The organism is Rhizobium sp. Rhizsp42 (genome assembly GCF_047304155.1).
Taxonomy (GTDB): Bacteria; Pseudomonadota; Alphaproteobacteria; order Rhizobiales; family Rhizobiaceae; genus Rhizobium.
In genome coordinates this window covers 1-13109 of record NZ_JBGLYS010000064.1, presented here as the reverse complement: position 1 = coordinate 13109, position 13109 = coordinate 1, and the positions used below count along the sequence as shown (strand labels likewise).

General features: G+C 62.1%; 14 protein-coding genes. 3 read left to right on the top strand and 11 right to left on the bottom strand.

Annotation, left to right across the window (positions count from 1 at the left end; all coding sequences use genetic code 11):
* Positions 1–103: 103 nt before the first annotated feature.
* The 7 genes from ACCD05_RS30595 to ACCD05_RS30565 all read right to left on the bottom strand — a co-directional run bounded on the left by ACCD05_RS30595 (position 104) and on the right by ACCD05_RS30565 (position 7762).
* Positions 104–556, bottom strand: a complete 453-nt coding sequence (locus ACCD05_RS30595) for a hypothetical protein (protein ID WP_413397361.1) — start codon at positions 554–556, stop codon at positions 104–106.
* Positions 557–666: 110 nt separating this feature from the next.
* Positions 667–1893 (bottom strand): alpha/beta hydrolase, encoded by a 1227-nt coding sequence (locus tag ACCD05_RS30590; protein ID WP_413397359.1) that lies wholly within the window; start codon positions 1891–1893, stop codon positions 667–669.
* A 178-nt stretch (positions 1894–2071) separates the two neighbouring features.
* Positions 2072–3055, bottom strand: coding sequence for an ABC transporter ATP-binding protein (locus tag ACCD05_RS30585; protein ID WP_113012385.1), 984 nt, complete (start codon positions 3053–3055; stop codon positions 2072–2074).
* A complete protein-coding gene (locus tag ACCD05_RS30580; RefSeq protein ID WP_413397357.1) occupies positions 3048–4055 on the bottom strand; it encodes an ABC transporter ATP-binding protein in 1008 nt (335 codons plus the stop codon). The genes ACCD05_RS30585 and ACCD05_RS30580 overlap by 8 nt, the downstream gene beginning before the upstream one ends.
* 13 nt (positions 4056–4068) lie before the next feature.
* Positions 4069–4986, bottom strand: coding sequence for an ABC transporter permease (locus ACCD05_RS30575; RefSeq protein WP_047506491.1), 918 nt, complete (start codon positions 4984–4986; stop codon positions 4069–4071).
* Positions 4983–5906 carry an ABC transporter permease subunit gene (locus tag ACCD05_RS30570; protein ID WP_112983149.1) on the bottom strand — a complete coding sequence of 308 codons (924 nt, stop codon included), beginning with the start codon at positions 5904–5906 and terminating at the stop codon, positions 4983–4985. The genes ACCD05_RS30575 and ACCD05_RS30570 overlap by 4 nt, the downstream gene beginning before the upstream one ends.
* A 275-nt stretch (positions 5907–6181) precedes the next feature.
* Entirely contained in the window at positions 6182–7762 is a 1581-nt protein-coding gene (locus ACCD05_RS30565) for a peptide ABC transporter substrate-binding protein (protein WP_112983150.1), read from the bottom strand.
* A 488-nt stretch (positions 7763–8250) separates the two neighbouring features.
* Between ACCD05_RS30565 and ACCD05_RS30560 the strand changes: the two genes are divergently transcribed.
* Positions 8251–8709, top strand: coding sequence for a GFA family protein (locus ACCD05_RS30560; protein ID WP_413397354.1), 459 nt, complete (start codon positions 8251–8253; stop codon positions 8707–8709).
* Here the strand turns inward: ACCD05_RS30560 and ACCD05_RS30555 are convergent.
* The 3 genes from ACCD05_RS30555 to lepA are packed head-to-tail and all read right to left on the bottom strand — an operon-like array spanning position 8706 to position 11122.
* Positions 8706–8999 (bottom strand): CcdB family protein, encoded by a 294-nt coding sequence (locus ACCD05_RS30555; RefSeq protein WP_413397352.1) that lies wholly within the window; start codon positions 8997–8999, stop codon positions 8706–8708. The genes ACCD05_RS30560 and ACCD05_RS30555 overlap by 4 nt on opposite strands.
* A complete protein-coding gene (locus ACCD05_RS30550; protein ID WP_018899082.1) occupies positions 8999–9229 on the bottom strand; it encodes a type II toxin-antitoxin system CcdA family antitoxin in 231 nt (76 codons plus the stop codon). The genes ACCD05_RS30555 and ACCD05_RS30550 overlap by 1 nt, the downstream gene beginning before the upstream one ends.
* 57 nt (positions 9230–9286) lie before the next feature.
* The gene (lepA, locus tag ACCD05_RS30545; protein ID WP_026283110.1) at positions 9287–11122 is read right to left on the bottom strand and encodes a translation elongation factor 4; all 1836 of its coding nucleotides are present in this window, start codon (positions 11120–11122) and stop codon (positions 9287–9289) included.
* A gap of 139 nt (positions 11123–11261) precedes the next feature.
* On the opposite strand from lepA, the gene ACCD05_RS30540 reads away from it, so the two are divergent.
* Together ACCD05_RS30540 and ACCD05_RS30535 are read left to right on the top strand one after the other, a co-directional pair.
* Entirely contained in the window at positions 11262–11831 is a 570-nt protein-coding gene (locus ACCD05_RS30540; protein WP_413397350.1) for a helix-turn-helix domain-containing protein, read from the top strand.
* Between the two features lie 18 nt (positions 11832–11849).
* Positions 11850–12368, top strand: a complete 519-nt coding sequence (locus tag ACCD05_RS30535) for an N-acetyltransferase family protein (protein ID WP_413397348.1) — start codon at positions 11850–11852, stop codon at positions 12366–12368.
* A 21-nt stretch (positions 12369–12389) separates the two neighbouring features.
* Here ACCD05_RS30535 and ACCD05_RS30530 read toward each other — a convergent pair whose 3' ends face one another.
* A complete protein-coding gene (locus ACCD05_RS30530; protein ID WP_413397346.1) occupies positions 12390–12857 on the bottom strand; it encodes a group III truncated hemoglobin in 468 nt (155 codons plus the stop codon).
* Positions 12858–13109 lie beyond the last annotated feature (252 nt).

The window sequence follows — 13109 nt, the reverse complement described above, 5'->3', positions numbered from 1 at the left end:
GCGGGGTGGAGCAGCCCGGTAGCTCGTCAGGCTCATAACCTGAAGGCCGCAGGTTCAAATCCTGCCCCCGCAACCAACATCCTTTCCAGCAAAGACAAAATATCTAGATCTGAACGGACACGATCGTATCGACCGACACCGTTCCCTCGACCACGCCTCGGCGTAAATCCCGCCGGCCGTGCTCGATCTCGATCACCGTATAGAGCTTGTCGTCGCGAAACGCGCTCGCCTGCGATGTCGTCACGTCTTCGGCAGGTGATGAGTCGACTTCCATGAAATCAAGCTCCCGGGACGCGGCAACGATGCGCGCGTCGCCGGTGGTGCGGGCGGCAACGGTGATGACGCCATGGCCGGGAGAATTGTCCCAGCGCGGATCGTCGGGCGAGGCGATCGGTTCCAGCCGGTAGATGTTCATCGCCTCACCGGCTCCGACATCGGGCGCGCCCAGTTGAGCCGCATCGGCGATCTGCGCCTGGCTTTCCACGGACCGTCCGAACCGGTTCGACGTGGTTGCAGTGTTGGCGGCATCCTCGCCCGTTCGCACGACATTGGACATTGCTCGTCCTCCTCGACCTTGCATGTTCCTGATCATGACATGTTACTGATCATGTATCGGAAAACGAACATCGTGCGATGTCGTTCCAATATCGGTCAGGATGGCGGCGCTCAGTTGCCGGTGGAGATCAGGGACTGCTGCTGGAGATCGCCCTGCAGCGTCTGATCGGCCGTGGCCGGCTTCTTCTTCGGTTGGTGCATCATCGGCGCCTCGATGATAGTTGCCGGCACCGCCACCGCTGTGGCCGCCACGGTACCGATATTGGTCACCGTCCCGCCGACGACAGCGGTGATGCCCTGTCCGAGCGTCACATTGCTGTCGGTGAGCGGCTGGCCGGTCATCAGGCGCTGGCCGATCAGCTGCACGATCTCGGGGCTCTCGGCGAACTTGCCGTGGTTGAGCCTATCGTTGCTGTTGACCTTGGTGAGGTCGATCGCGGTGATGCCCGCCTCTTCCAGCTTGGTGCGATAGGGTTCGACCGTTGGGTCGATCGCGCCCAGGCGCGAAACGCGGCCGGTGATGAAGCTCGAGAAAGCCAGCGCCCGGTCGTCCTGCGACACGAAGATCGTGAACTTCGGGCGCGGCGTGCCCATCTCGGCATATTGCTTGGCGAAGACCTGGATGTCGATATCGGGCGAGGCCAGGATGACGTCGCGGATCTTGCTGTTCAGATGCCCGTCGCGAATGCCCATCTGCCTGAGCGATTCCATCGTCAGCCACGTGCCCATCGAATGCGCGAGAATGGTGATGTCCTTGACATTGGGATCGTTGACCAGCGTCCGGAGCGCCTGTTCCAGCACGGTGCGCGAATAGTTGGTGCTTTCCTTGTCGTATTCGTAGGCCGTGATCTGCGCGCGCGAGGGCCAGGTGAAGAGGATCGGCGTCGCGTCCATCTTGCTGTCGTGGACGATCTGCGCCAGGCGGAAGACCGAATCCTCGTACTTGTTGTTGAAGCCGTGGATGAAGACCAGCGCGTGGCCGTTATGCATGTGCTGGCTGAGCCAGGTACGCCCTTCCTTCACCGTGCCGACCTGCTGGACGCCGGTGACGGCGAAGTCGGTGGCCGGGTTCGGCGGCAGGCGCTTTGGCCATTGCACGGTGCCGGACTTGCGGTTCGGCGGAATGGAGACTTCTACGGCGGTGAGCGACGGCTTGGGGCTGCGCTCACCGTTAAACAGCGTCGCCGGATCGCCCGAGGGTTCGCGTGTGGTCGCGACCAGCATGTCGACGCGGGTGGTCTTCGGGGTCGCCGCCGTCAGCGCCACGGGCGTCATCACGCCGCTTGGGTGGCCACAACTGGTCAGCAGCAGCATGACAACGAGAAACCGTACGCGCATGAAACCCCTCCGGTCTGATGGAGGCACCATAGAGCAACTCGCGCCGGAGGGAAGCCCGGAACACTACGCAATGGCCACAGTATGGTCCCTGAGCAGGTGATGATATGCGTGCTGTTGCAGGACTCACACGCTTTGCGGGAGGCAGGCGGCCACGATACCGGTCGTGGCCGCCACTATATTAACGCTCGATGTGGTAGCAGGCAGCCGTCTGGCCGGGCCTGACTTCTTCCGTTGGTGGCATCTCGGTCCGACAGATGTCGGTCGCCTTCCAGCAGCGCGGGGAGAAGACGCAACCCTTTGGCGGGTTCAGCGGCGATGGCGGGTCACCCTGCAACCGGATGCGCTGGCGTCCGCGAGCCAGTTTCGGATCCGGGATCGGGGCTGCCGAAAACAGCGCCTGCGTATAGGGATGCGCCGGCTTGTCGAACACCGTCGCGCAATCGCCGGCTTCGACCACCTTGCCGAGATAAAGCACCAGTACGTCGTCGGAGATCAGCCGCACGACCGAGAGATCGTGGCTGATGAAGATCAGCGTCAGGCCGAACTCCTTGCGCAGCTTGCGCAGAAGCGTGATCACCTGGCCCTGGATCGACACGTCGAGCGCTGACACCGGCTCGTCGCAGATGATCAGCTTCGGCCGTGTTATCACGGCCCGGGCGATGCCGATGCGCTGCGCCTGGCCGCCCGAGAACTCGTGCGGATAGCGGTTGATCATTTCAGGCACGAGGCCGACGGCGGCCATGATCTCCTGCACCCGCTCGGCGCGCTGAGCGCGGTTGAGCTTCGGTTCGAACACCGTCAGCGGCTCGGCGATGATGTCGCCCACCGTCATGCGCGGATCGAGCGAGGCGATCGGATCCTGGAAGATGATCTGCATGTCGCGTCGCGCCGCCCGCATCTCCTCGTCCGAGAGGTCGAGCAGGTTGCGGCCCTGCCAGAGAATGCGGCCCTTCTGCGCCTTCAGGAGCCTAAGGATCGAGCGCCCGAGGGTCGACTTGCCGCAGCCCGATTCCCCGACGATACCGAGCGTGCGGCCCTCGCTGAGATCGAAGCTGACATTGTTGACGGCGGTCAGCGTCAGCGGTGGCTTGAAGAAGCCCTTGGAGGGTACGTCGAACTGGGTCGTCAGGTTCTCGACCCTGAGAAGTGATCGTTCAGCCATTGGTCAGAACCTCCTCGAGGCGTGGGAAGGCATGGAAGCAGGCCGCGAGATGGCGCGGCGCCTGCACGTCGAGGCGTGGTGACGCGTCGATGCAGTCGTTCTGCACCAGCGGACAGCGCGGCGAGAAGCTGCATCCTTTCGGCAGATGCTGCAGGTTCGGCGGCCGGCCGGGAATGACGGCGAGCTGGTCGACATCCTGGTCCGGGCGCGGGATCGAGGCGTGGAGTGCTGCCGTATAGGGATGCGCCGGGTTCTCGAAGAGCTCGTCCACCGGCGCCTCCTCGACGATGCGCCCGGCATACATGACGGCCACGCGGTCGGCGAGACCGGCGACGACGCCGAGATCGTGGGTGATCATCACAAGTGCCGTGTTCATCTCGGCCGTCAGATCGTTGAAGAGGTCGAGGATCTGCGCCTGGATCGTCACGTCGAGCGCGGTGGTCGGCTCGTCGGCGATCAGGAGCTTCGGCTTCGTCAGCAGCGCCATGGCAATGACGATGCGCTGGCGCATGCCGCCGGAGAGCTCGTGCGGATAGAGGTTGAAGCGCCTGGATGGGTCGGGGATCCCCACGCGCTTCAGCATGTCCAGCGCTTCGGCCGAGGCCGCGCGCGCGGTAAAGCCGCGATGCACCTCGAGCTGCTCCGTCAGCTGCCGGGAGATCCTGAGCGAGGGATTGAGCGCGGTCATGGGGTCCTGAAACACCATGGCCATGTCCTTGCCACGCACGTGGTCGAGCTCGCGCGGCTTCAGCGCCAGCACGTCGCGCCCTTCGAGAAGCGCCTGTCCGCTGGTCCGGCCATTTTTCGCCAGCAAGCCCATGATGCCGAGAAAGGTCTGGCTCTTGCCGGAGCCGCTTTCGCCGACGATCGCGATGCGCTCGCCGCGCTTGACGGTGAGGTTCATGTTGGAAACGGCCTTCACCTCGCCCTCGGGCGTGCGAAAGCTGATCGAGTAGTCCTTCAATTCGAGAAGGGTGTCGTTCTTGATGTCTTTTTGCATGTCAGCGATCCCTTCAGCGGTCCCTTGGGTCGAATGCATCGCGCAGGCCGTCGCCGATAAACAGCAGGCTGAGCAGCAGGGCGACGAGGAAGCCGGCCGGGAAAACGAGCAGCCAGGGCATGCTCTCCATGGCGTCGGTGCCTTCGGAGATCAGCGTACCCAATGAGGTCAGAGGCTCCTGCACGCCGAAGCCGAGATAGGAGAGAAAGCTCTCCGTCGCGATGATCTCGGGCACGGTGAGCGCCGCGAAGATGACCACGGGTCCAACGAGATTGGGAATGATGTGCCGGGTAATGATCTTCAGCGGCTTCTGGCCGGAGGCACGCGCCGCCTCGATGAATTCGCGCTGCTTGAGCGACAGCGTCTGCCCGCGCACGATGCGCGCCATGGTCAGCCACTCGAGCGCGCCGATCGCCGCGAAGAGCAGATAGACGTTGCGGCCGAAGATCACCATCAGCAGGATGACGAAGAGGATGTAGGGGAAGGCGTACATGATGTCGACGAAGCGCATCATGACGGCATCCACGCGTCCACCCATATAGCCGGAGATGGCGCCGTAGAGCACGCCGATGACGACAGAGACAAGCGTCGCCGTCAGCGCCACGGCGAGCGAGACGCGAGTGCCGTAGAGCACGCGGGCAAGCAGGTCGCGGCCATTCGGGTCGGTCCCGAAATAATGGCCGTCGGCAAACGAAGGCGGCGAGCGGAAGGCGGCCCAATCCGGATCTTCGTAGCCGAAGGGAATGAGGTAGGGGCCGATAAAGGCGACAAGCACGAGCAGGGTCAGCACGATGATCGAGGCCACGGCCGCCTTGTTGCGACAGAGGCGGCGCAGTGCATCGCGGGTGAGCGAGCGGCTGACGGGGCTGAGACCCTCGGCCTCCAGCAGTTCGGCGGCGAGCAGCTCTCTCTTTGCGGGGTTGAGGATCATCGGTTTCTCACTTTCGGATCGAGCCAGGCATAGGCGATATCGACGAGAAGGTTCAGGAACACGATCAGCACCATGTAGAAGATGACCGTGCCGAGAACCATGCCGTAGTCGCGGTTCAATGCGGCGTTGACGAAGTAGCGGCCGATACCGGGCAGGCCGAAGACGCTTTCGACGACCAGCGAGCCGGTCAAGAGATAGCTGGCCGCCGGGCCGAGATAGGAAACGACGGGCATCATCGCCGGCCGCAGCGCATGGCGCATGACGGTCAGTCGCGGGCCGATGCCCTTGGCCTTGGCGGTGCGGATGAAGTTCTGCCCCATCACCTCGATCATCGATCCACGGGTAATGCGCGAGATGCGCCCGGCATGCGGCAGCGCCAAAACGACCACGGGCAGCACAAGGAATTTGAGCGATCCATTGCCCCAGCCGCCGACCGGCAGCCACTGCAAGTGAATGCCGAAGACCAGCTGCAGGATCGGCGCGATCAGGAAGTTCGGCAGCACGACGCCCACCAGGATCAGCGCGCCCAGAATGTAATCCGGCGCCTTGTTCTGGTAGAGCGCCCCAAGACAGCCGACGGCGACGCCGATGATGATCGCCAGCAGAAAGGCCGCGGTGCCGATGATGAAGGTGTAGGGCAGGCCGATCATGATCTGCTGCGCGACGGTGAAGTCCTCGGACGCGAAGGAGGGACCGAGATCGCCCTTCAGGAGATCGCCGACGTAATAGAGATATTGCAGGATCAGCGGCTTATCGAGATTGTAGTGGGCCGCCAGATTCTGGAGGATCACGGGTGGCAACGGCCTTTCGCCATCGAACGGCCCGCCTGGGGCCAGTCTCAGAACGAAGAAGCAGGCTGTCACGGCGATCCACATCACGGGGATCGTCGACAGCAATCGACGGAATGCATAATTGATCATGGTGGTGACGGTCTTTCCTGCGCCGGGTCTTTCGCATCATCGCGACCAGTCGAAACTGGTTCGGGCGGATGCGAAGGCAATAGTGTGGGAAAAGACCCCTCCCAACCCTCCCCACAAGGGGGAGGGCTTAACCCAGCCGATCCGCCGAAGCGTGATTGGGGCAGGGTTGGCGCGGCAGGTCTTCTCCCCCCTTGTGGGGGAGATGGCCGGCAGGCCAGAGAGGGTCTTTCTCAAGGTGCAATCACCCCCGGGCAGGGTGAAGACAATGCCTCTCTTTATTCCTTGATGGACAGCCAGCGGGTACGGTGGATGTCCTGGATGTTGTCGACGAAGCCTTCGATCTTCGGCGAGACCACGTTCTTCGAAACGTAGTAGTAGATCGGCAACGCGGCGCTGTCGTCGAGCGCGATTTGCTCGGCCTTCTTGAACATTTCCGCCCGCTTCGTCAGATCGGTTTCGGCATTGCCGTCCTTGATCAGCTTGTCGTAGTCGGCGTTCGACCAGCGGCCATAGTTCATCTGCACGCCGGTGACGAGCAGGTTCAGGAAGTTGTCCGGATCGTTGTAGTCGGCGAGCCAGCCGGCGCGGCCAACCTGTACGTCGCCGCGCTGCAGCTGGTCGTAGTGCACCTTGGTTTCGGCGTTGATGAGTTCAACATTGACGCCGAGCGGCTTCCACATGGCGGCGATCGCAACGGCGATGCGCTTGTGGTTGTCGTTGGTGTTGTACTTGAGCTGCAGGGTGAGCGGCTTGTCGGGTCCGAATCCGGCTTCCGTCAAGAGCTTCTTGGCCTCTTCGACCTTCTGCTTGTAAGGCTCATCCTTCCACGAGATGTAGGCCGGCTCGCCGTAATTGGCGGTGCCCGGCGGTACCCAGGAGTAAGCCGGCAGTTCGCCGGTGCCGAGGATCTGCGGTCCGATGACCTCGCGGTTGATCGCCATGGAGAGCGCCTGGCGCACGCGCTTGTCGGCGGTCGGGCCCTTCTGCGAGTTGATGACGTAGTAGTAGAGGCCGGAGAACGGCGCGACATGCGCCTGGCCCGGCAGGTTCTTCTTCATCCACTCGTATTGGTCGGTGGGGAAATCGGTGAGGATGTCGAATTCACCGGCGCGGTAGCGCTTCAGCGCGGCTTCCTGGTCTTCAAGCACGAAGAACTTGGCGCCATCGATCTTGACGTTCGCGGCATCCCAATACTTGTCGTTCTTCTTGGTCGTGACGTGCGAGCCTGGAATCCATTCCGTCGGCGTGTATGGACCGTTGGTGACGATGTTGCCGATCTTCACCCAATCGGCGCCCTTGGCGTCCACGACGTGCTTTGGAAGCGGATAGGCCGTGTAGTGCATCAGCGCGTTGAGGAAGTAGGGGGTCGGGTTTTCAAGCGTGATCTCGAGCGTCTTGTCGTCGATCGCCTTGACGCCCAGCTGGTTGAAATCGGTGATCTCGCCCTTGTTGATCTTCTCGGCGTTCTTGATGGTGAACTGCAGATAGGCGTAGTCGGCGGCGTTCTTCGGGTCCATCAGGCGCTGGAAGGCGAACACGAAGTCGCCTGCGGTCACCGGGTGGCCATCGGACCACTGGATGCCGTCGCGCAGCTTGAAGGTATAGACCTTGCGGTCGTCGGAGATCGTCCAGCTCGCGGCCTGGCCAGCGACAGGATTGTCATGCGCGTCCTCGGTCACCAGACCTTCGAAGATGTCGCCGGCAATGCGATTCTCCCAGTCGCCGGAGAGCTTCTGCGGATCCAGCGATTGCGGGTCACCGCCATTGTGAATGTTGATCGTCGCCGCGTGGGCGGAGAATGCCAGCAGCGAGCCAAGCACTGCGGAGGCCAGAATTGTCTTTGTGGGGAAGTTCATGTGGGGGCCCACCTTTCTAGGCTTTTTAGCGCCTTTTATTCGTCGTTGTTCCCTTGGTGACCTGTTACGTGCAAGTCAACGCGCAACCTATCGTAAAGGTCGGCCGTTGCAAGCCCCAAAACGAAAGCTGCGAATAGCGGGGAAAACCGGGTGAAAAGACTGCTTATTAGCCGGTTAAAAGTCGATATATCGCGCTAGGCATAGCGTTGGCACGAAAGATTGCCCTCGTCTTCGCCGGCATCTGAATGGCGAGAAAGACAATCAGTGATTGAAAGTGGATTCGTTGCGGTAGCAGCATGCCTGGGTTCAAATCTGTCGCCGATGCGATAGATTATTTCGCGTTTTCAAGGGGGCCAAATAACCGCCGGCGACGCGGCGATCTTGTCCTGCAAGTTGAGAGCGCGCCACAAAGCCGTATTTATTCGACCGATCCCCTTCATCTCCGCCCGGCGGGCGCTATCATCTCAACCGGAATCAGGGAGATAGAGATGAGCCAGTTGAATTTGCCGAGCGAGGGTGGCTGCCGCTGCGGTCGTGTGCGATTGAAGATCAGCGCCAAGCCGCTTTTGACCATGGCCTGCCACTGCACCGGCTGCCAGACCATGTCATCAAGCGCCTATTCGCTGAGCGCTGCGATCCCCTCCGAAGGCTTCGAGATCACCAGCGGCGAACCCGTCATCGGCGGCCTCCACGGCGCCATGTCGCACCACTATTTCTGCCCGCACTGCATGACCTGGATGTTCACGAAAACAGAAGGCATGGAGTGGTTCGTCAACCTGCGCCCGACCATGCTCGACGACACCAGCTGGTTCACGCCCTTCATCGAGACTTGGACCCGCGAGAAGCTCGCCTTCGCCGAAACCGGCGCGACGCATAGCTACGAGGCCTTGCCGGAAATGCAGGATTACGAAAAGCTGACGAAGGATTATATGGAGAGAACCGTCTAAAAGCCCTGGAAGAGGAAATCCAGTGCGGCGGTGATGTCGTCGCTTCGTGAGGAGAGATCGGCAATCTCCGCGCCGATCTCCGATAGTGGGATGGATGCCATGCGCTCGGTGGACATCAGATAGTTCCTGCCGTCGACCACGACGACGGGGTTTAGCCTAGACATGACGTTGACAACCTGGCTGGCAACAACCAGCGGGATCATGACGCGATTGTTGAGCCGATAGAGCAGGTCCGACTGCACATCGAGGGCATAGTCGCCGCCCACTTCATAGACGTGAAATCGCGCCATTAAAATGTGCGGTACTTGGCGAAGGGCAGCCCATGTTTCTCGACATAGGCGTTCGCTTCATCGATCGCGTCAGCGTTCTCGATCAGCCACAGCCGTTCGCGCTCGCTTTTGATGGCGCGCCTGAGGCCGTCTTCGGCGGCCTTTGAAACATTGAGGTTCAGTTCGCGCGCTTGCGAGACAAGCTCGCTGTCAAGCGACAGGTTGGCGGCCTTGCGACGGGTCTGAGGCATGATCGGTCTCCTGATATGCGCATATGATATGCGCATATCAGGTAGAAGCAAAGAGCCTCAGTCGTCCTTCATCTTCAGCGCGGCAATGAACGCTTCCTGCGGAATGTCGACCTTGCCGAACTGCCGCATGCGCTTCTTGCCTTCCTTCTGCTTGTCGAGCAGCTTGCGCTTGCGTGATGCGTCGCCGCCGTAGCACTTGGCGGTCACGTCCTTGCGCATCGCCGAGATCGTCTCGCGGGCGATCACGTTGCCGCCGATCGCGGCCTGGATCGGGATCTTGAACATGTGCCTGGGGATCAGGTCCTTCAGCTTCTCGCACATGTCGCGGCCGCGCTTTTCTGCAGCCGTGCGGTGCACCAGCATGGAGAGCGCGTCGACCGGCTCGCCATTGACCATGATCGACATCTTCACGAGGTTGCCCTCGCGGTAATCCGCCAGGTGATAGTCGAACGAGGCATAACCCTTGGAGATCGACTTCAGGCGGTCGTAGAAATCGAACACCACTTCGTTGAGCGGCAGCTCATAGGTGAGCATGGCGCGCTTGCCGACATAGGTGAGTTCCGTCTGGATACCGCGGCGGTCCTGACAAAGCTTCAGGATACCGCCGAGATAATCGTCAGGCGTCAGGATGGTGGCCTTGATCCAGGGTTCGCGGATCTCGGAAATCTTGACGACATCGGGCATGTCGGCCGGGTTGTGCAGCTCGCGCTCCGAACCGTCGGTCATCGTCAGCTGATAGACGACCGAAGGGGCGGTGGCGATGAGGTCGAGATCGAACTCGCGCTCCAGGCGCTCCTGGATGATCTCGAGATGCAGCAGGCCGAGGAAGCCGCAGCGGAAGCCGAAGCCGAGAGCGGCTGAGCTTTCCATTTCGAACGAGAAGGACGCGTCGTTGAGGCGCAGCTTGCCCATGGCAGCGCGCAGATCCTCGAAGTCGGCCGCATCGACGGGGAAGAGGCCGCAGAACACGACCGGCTGGGCCGGCTTGAAGCCCGGCAGCGCCGTCGCGGTCGGCTTCTTGTCCTCGGTGATGGTATCGCCGACGCGGGTATCGGCCACTTCCTTGATCGAGCCGGTGAAAAAGCCGATTTCGCCCGGGCCGAGACTATCAACCGCCAGCATCTTCGGCGTCAGCACGCCGACGCGCTCGACCTGATACTTGGCATCCGTGCCCATCATGCGGATGGTCATGCCCTTAGAGAGCACGCCGTCGAGAATACGCACCAGAACCATGACGCCGAGATAGGTGTCGTACCAGCTGTCGACGAGCAGCGCCTTCAGCGGCCCCTTTTCGCCGGCTTCGCTCTTCGGCGCCGGCAGCTGGTGCACGATCGCTTCCAGCACGTCGGGAATGCCGAGACCGGTCTTTGCCGAAATAAGCACGGCCTGGGAAGCGTCGATGCCGATCACTTCCTCGATCTGTTCCTTGATTCGGTCGGGCTCGGCCGCCGGCAGGTCGATCTTGTTGAGGACCGTCACCAGCTCGTGATTGTTGTCGATCGCCTGGTAGACGTTGGCGAGCGTCTGCGCCTCGACGCCCTGGGAGGCGTCGACGACGAGCAGCGAACCCTCGCAGGCCGACAGCGAACGCGAGACTTCATAGGCGAAGTCGACGTGGCCGGGCGTGTCGATCAGGTTCAGGATATAGGTTTCGCCGTCATTTGCCTTGTAGTGCAGGCGAACGGTCTGAGCCTTGATGGTGATGCCGCGCTCGCGCTCGATATCCATCGAATCCAGCACCTGCTCCGACATGTCGCGCTCGGCAAGGCCGCCGGTCGACTGAATCAGGCGGTCGGCCAGCGTCGACTTGCCGTGGTCGATATGGGCCACGATCGAGAAGTTGCGGATATGGTCGAGGGGCGTGCGGGTCGAATTGGTGCTCATGCGCCGCATATAGCAGCGCATCCCCTTGCCGCAAAGCGGAAAAGCAGGGTTTCGTTTACGATAAGTCGCGCCGTCGCGCGGCGAAAATAGCGCTTGATTCCACGATTGAACCATGCATTTCTATTATAGTAGAAATTTGGATCGGATAATGGAACAGGAACTCGAAACCGCGATCGGCGTCAGGATTCGCAGGCTGAGAAGCGACAGAAACCTGAAGCTCGACGATCTCGCCACCGCCTCGGGCGTCAGCCGGGCGATGATCTCGCGCATCGAGCGCGGCGAGGCGAGCCCGACCGCGGCCCTGCTTGCCCGCGTCTGCGCAGCCCTCGGCCTGTCGCTCTCGGCCTTCTTCGCCGAAGAAGGCGAGGCCGCGCCGCTGCTGCGCCGTCAGGACCAGCAGGTCTGGCGCGATCCGGAAACCGGCTACATCAGGCGCGCCGTCTCGCCGCCGCGCACCAGTTCGGATGTCGATATAGTCGATGTCGAATTCCCGGCCGGCGCCCGCGTCAGCTTCCCGCCGCATGCGGCCGCCAGCGGCATGACCCAGCACATCTGGCTGTTCGATGGCGAGATGGAGATGACGACCGGCGACAACACCGTGCATCGCCTGCTCCCCGGCGATTGCCTGTTCATGCCCGTGGCCGAAGGCCATGTCTTTCATAATCCCGGCCCGGCGCCGGCCCGCTATTGCGTCGTGCTCGACCGCCGTCGCCACTAGTTGATTTCAGGAGACCCCATGACCACCATCCGCCTGCTCGACGCGACAGAGGCGCGCGTTGCGATACCCGATCTTTGCGATGTGCTCGTCGATTGCGTCGATGGCGGCGCCTCCGTCGGTTTCATGCAACCCTATACGCGCGAGGATGCCGAACCCTACTGGCAGGCCGTCGCCGAGAGCGTCTCCTCCCACGCCACTTTGCTTTTCGTAGCCGAGATTGAGGGCAGGGTGCTCGGCACCGTGCAGATCGGCGCCGCCCAGATGCCGAACCAGCCGCACCGTGCCGACCTGAAGAAGCTTCTCGTCCACCGCGCCGCCCGCGGCAAAGGCGTGGCGCGCCTGTTGATGCGCGCCGCCGAAGAGGAAGCCGCCCGTCGCGGCAAGACCATTCTTGTGCTCGACACCGCGACCGGCAGCGATGCCGAGGCGATCTATCCCCGGCTCGGCTGGGAGCGCGTCGGCGTCATCCCGGATTACGCGCTCTGGCCGGAAGGCGGCTTCTGCGCCTCGACCTTCTTCTACAAGCGCATCGCTTGATTTCGGGCAGGCCCGGCGATCTCAGCCCTGCTTCAGCCTGGGATCGTCGAGCGCTGGATTGTAGAACAGCGACAGCGTCAGGCTCCTGGCGATCCGCTCGGCCGTCGCCATGAACCAGGCCTTCGCCTCGTCGGAGGGGGCGATGTCGTCAAGCGTCGCGGAAAACAGCGCCAGCCATTGCGGAAAGAGTTCCGGCGTCATGTTGGTCACGCCGACATGCGCCTGCACCGGCTTGCCGCCATAAGCGCCGCTGCGAAAGGCGACGGAGGACCAGAAGCTCTTCATCTTCTCCATATGCTCCGGCCACCGCCCGGAAAGCCTGGCGTCGAACACCGGCCCAAGCGCCGGATGCGCAAGCACACGCCCATAAAACGTCTCGACCAGACGATCGATAAACGCCGCATCGACGCCCATGCCCGCCATCTCGGCCTCTGCCCGCTCCCTGATCGCCGCCGAATGCGCCGCCCGTCCCTGTATCTCGCTATCCATCGCAAAATCCGTTCCGCCGCTTCTTGCGGCATGCCTCATATAAGCGCTCGCCCGCTGCCGCGAAAGCCGCTGCGACGCAATGCCCTCGCCGTGAATGATGCGGCTTCGTGAATGAGGGGATGTCGGAGATGATGCGACTATTGACGATCAACCACTTATGCAAAATCCAGGCGCTGATTTTCCCCGCCTCGAAAACCCCGCCCTACACTATCGGCGTCCCGTCATCGGATACACCGGCAGGCGTGCCGGCGA

Coding starts and splice junctions, on each gene's coding strand:
- ACCD05_RS30595 (WP_413397361.1), bottom strand. CDS start 556: ATGTCCAATGTCGTGCGAACGGGCGAGGATGCCGCCAACACTGCAACC.
- ACCD05_RS30590 (WP_413397359.1), bottom strand. CDS start 1,893: ATGCGCGTACGGTTTCTCGTTGTCATGCTGCTGCTGACCAGTTGTGGC.
- ACCD05_RS30585 (WP_113012385.1), bottom strand. CDS start 3,055: ATGGCTGAACGATCACTTCTCAGGGTCGAGAACCTGACGACCCAGTTC.
- ACCD05_RS30580 (WP_413397357.1), bottom strand. CDS start 4,055: ATGCAAAAAGACATCAAGAACGACACCCTTCTCGAATTGAAGGACTAC.
- ACCD05_RS30575 (WP_047506491.1), bottom strand. CDS start 4,986: ATGATCCTCAACCCCGCAAAGAGAGAGCTGCTCGCCGCCGAACTGCTG.
- ACCD05_RS30570 (WP_112983149.1), bottom strand. CDS start 5,906: ATGATCAATTATGCATTCCGTCGATTGCTGTCGACGATCCCCGTGATG.
- ACCD05_RS30565 (WP_112983150.1), bottom strand. CDS start 7,762: ATGAACTTCCCCACAAAGACAATTCTGGCCTCCGCAGTGCTTGGCTCG.
- ACCD05_RS30560 (WP_413397354.1), top strand. CDS start 8,251: ATGAGCCAGTTGAATTTGCCGAGCGAGGGTGGCTGCCGCTGCGGTCGT.
- ACCD05_RS30555 (WP_413397352.1), bottom strand. CDS start 8,999: ATGGCGCGATTTCACGTCTATGAAGTGGGCGGCGACTATGCCCTCGAT.
- ACCD05_RS30550 (WP_018899082.1), bottom strand. CDS start 9,229: ATGCCTCAGACCCGTCGCAAGGCCGCCAACCTGTCGCTTGACAGCGAG.
- lepA (WP_026283110.1), bottom strand. CDS start 11,122: ATGCGGCGCATGAGCACCAATTCGACCCGCACGCCCCTCGACCATATC.
- ACCD05_RS30540 (WP_413397350.1), top strand. CDS start 11,262: ATGGAACAGGAACTCGAAACCGCGATCGGCGTCAGGATTCGCAGGCTG.
- ACCD05_RS30535 (WP_413397348.1), top strand. CDS start 11,850: ATGACCACCATCCGCCTGCTCGACGCGACAGAGGCGCGCGTTGCGATA.
- ACCD05_RS30530 (WP_413397346.1), bottom strand. CDS start 12,857: ATGGATAGCGAGATACAGGGACGGGCGGCGCATTCGGCGGCGATCAGG.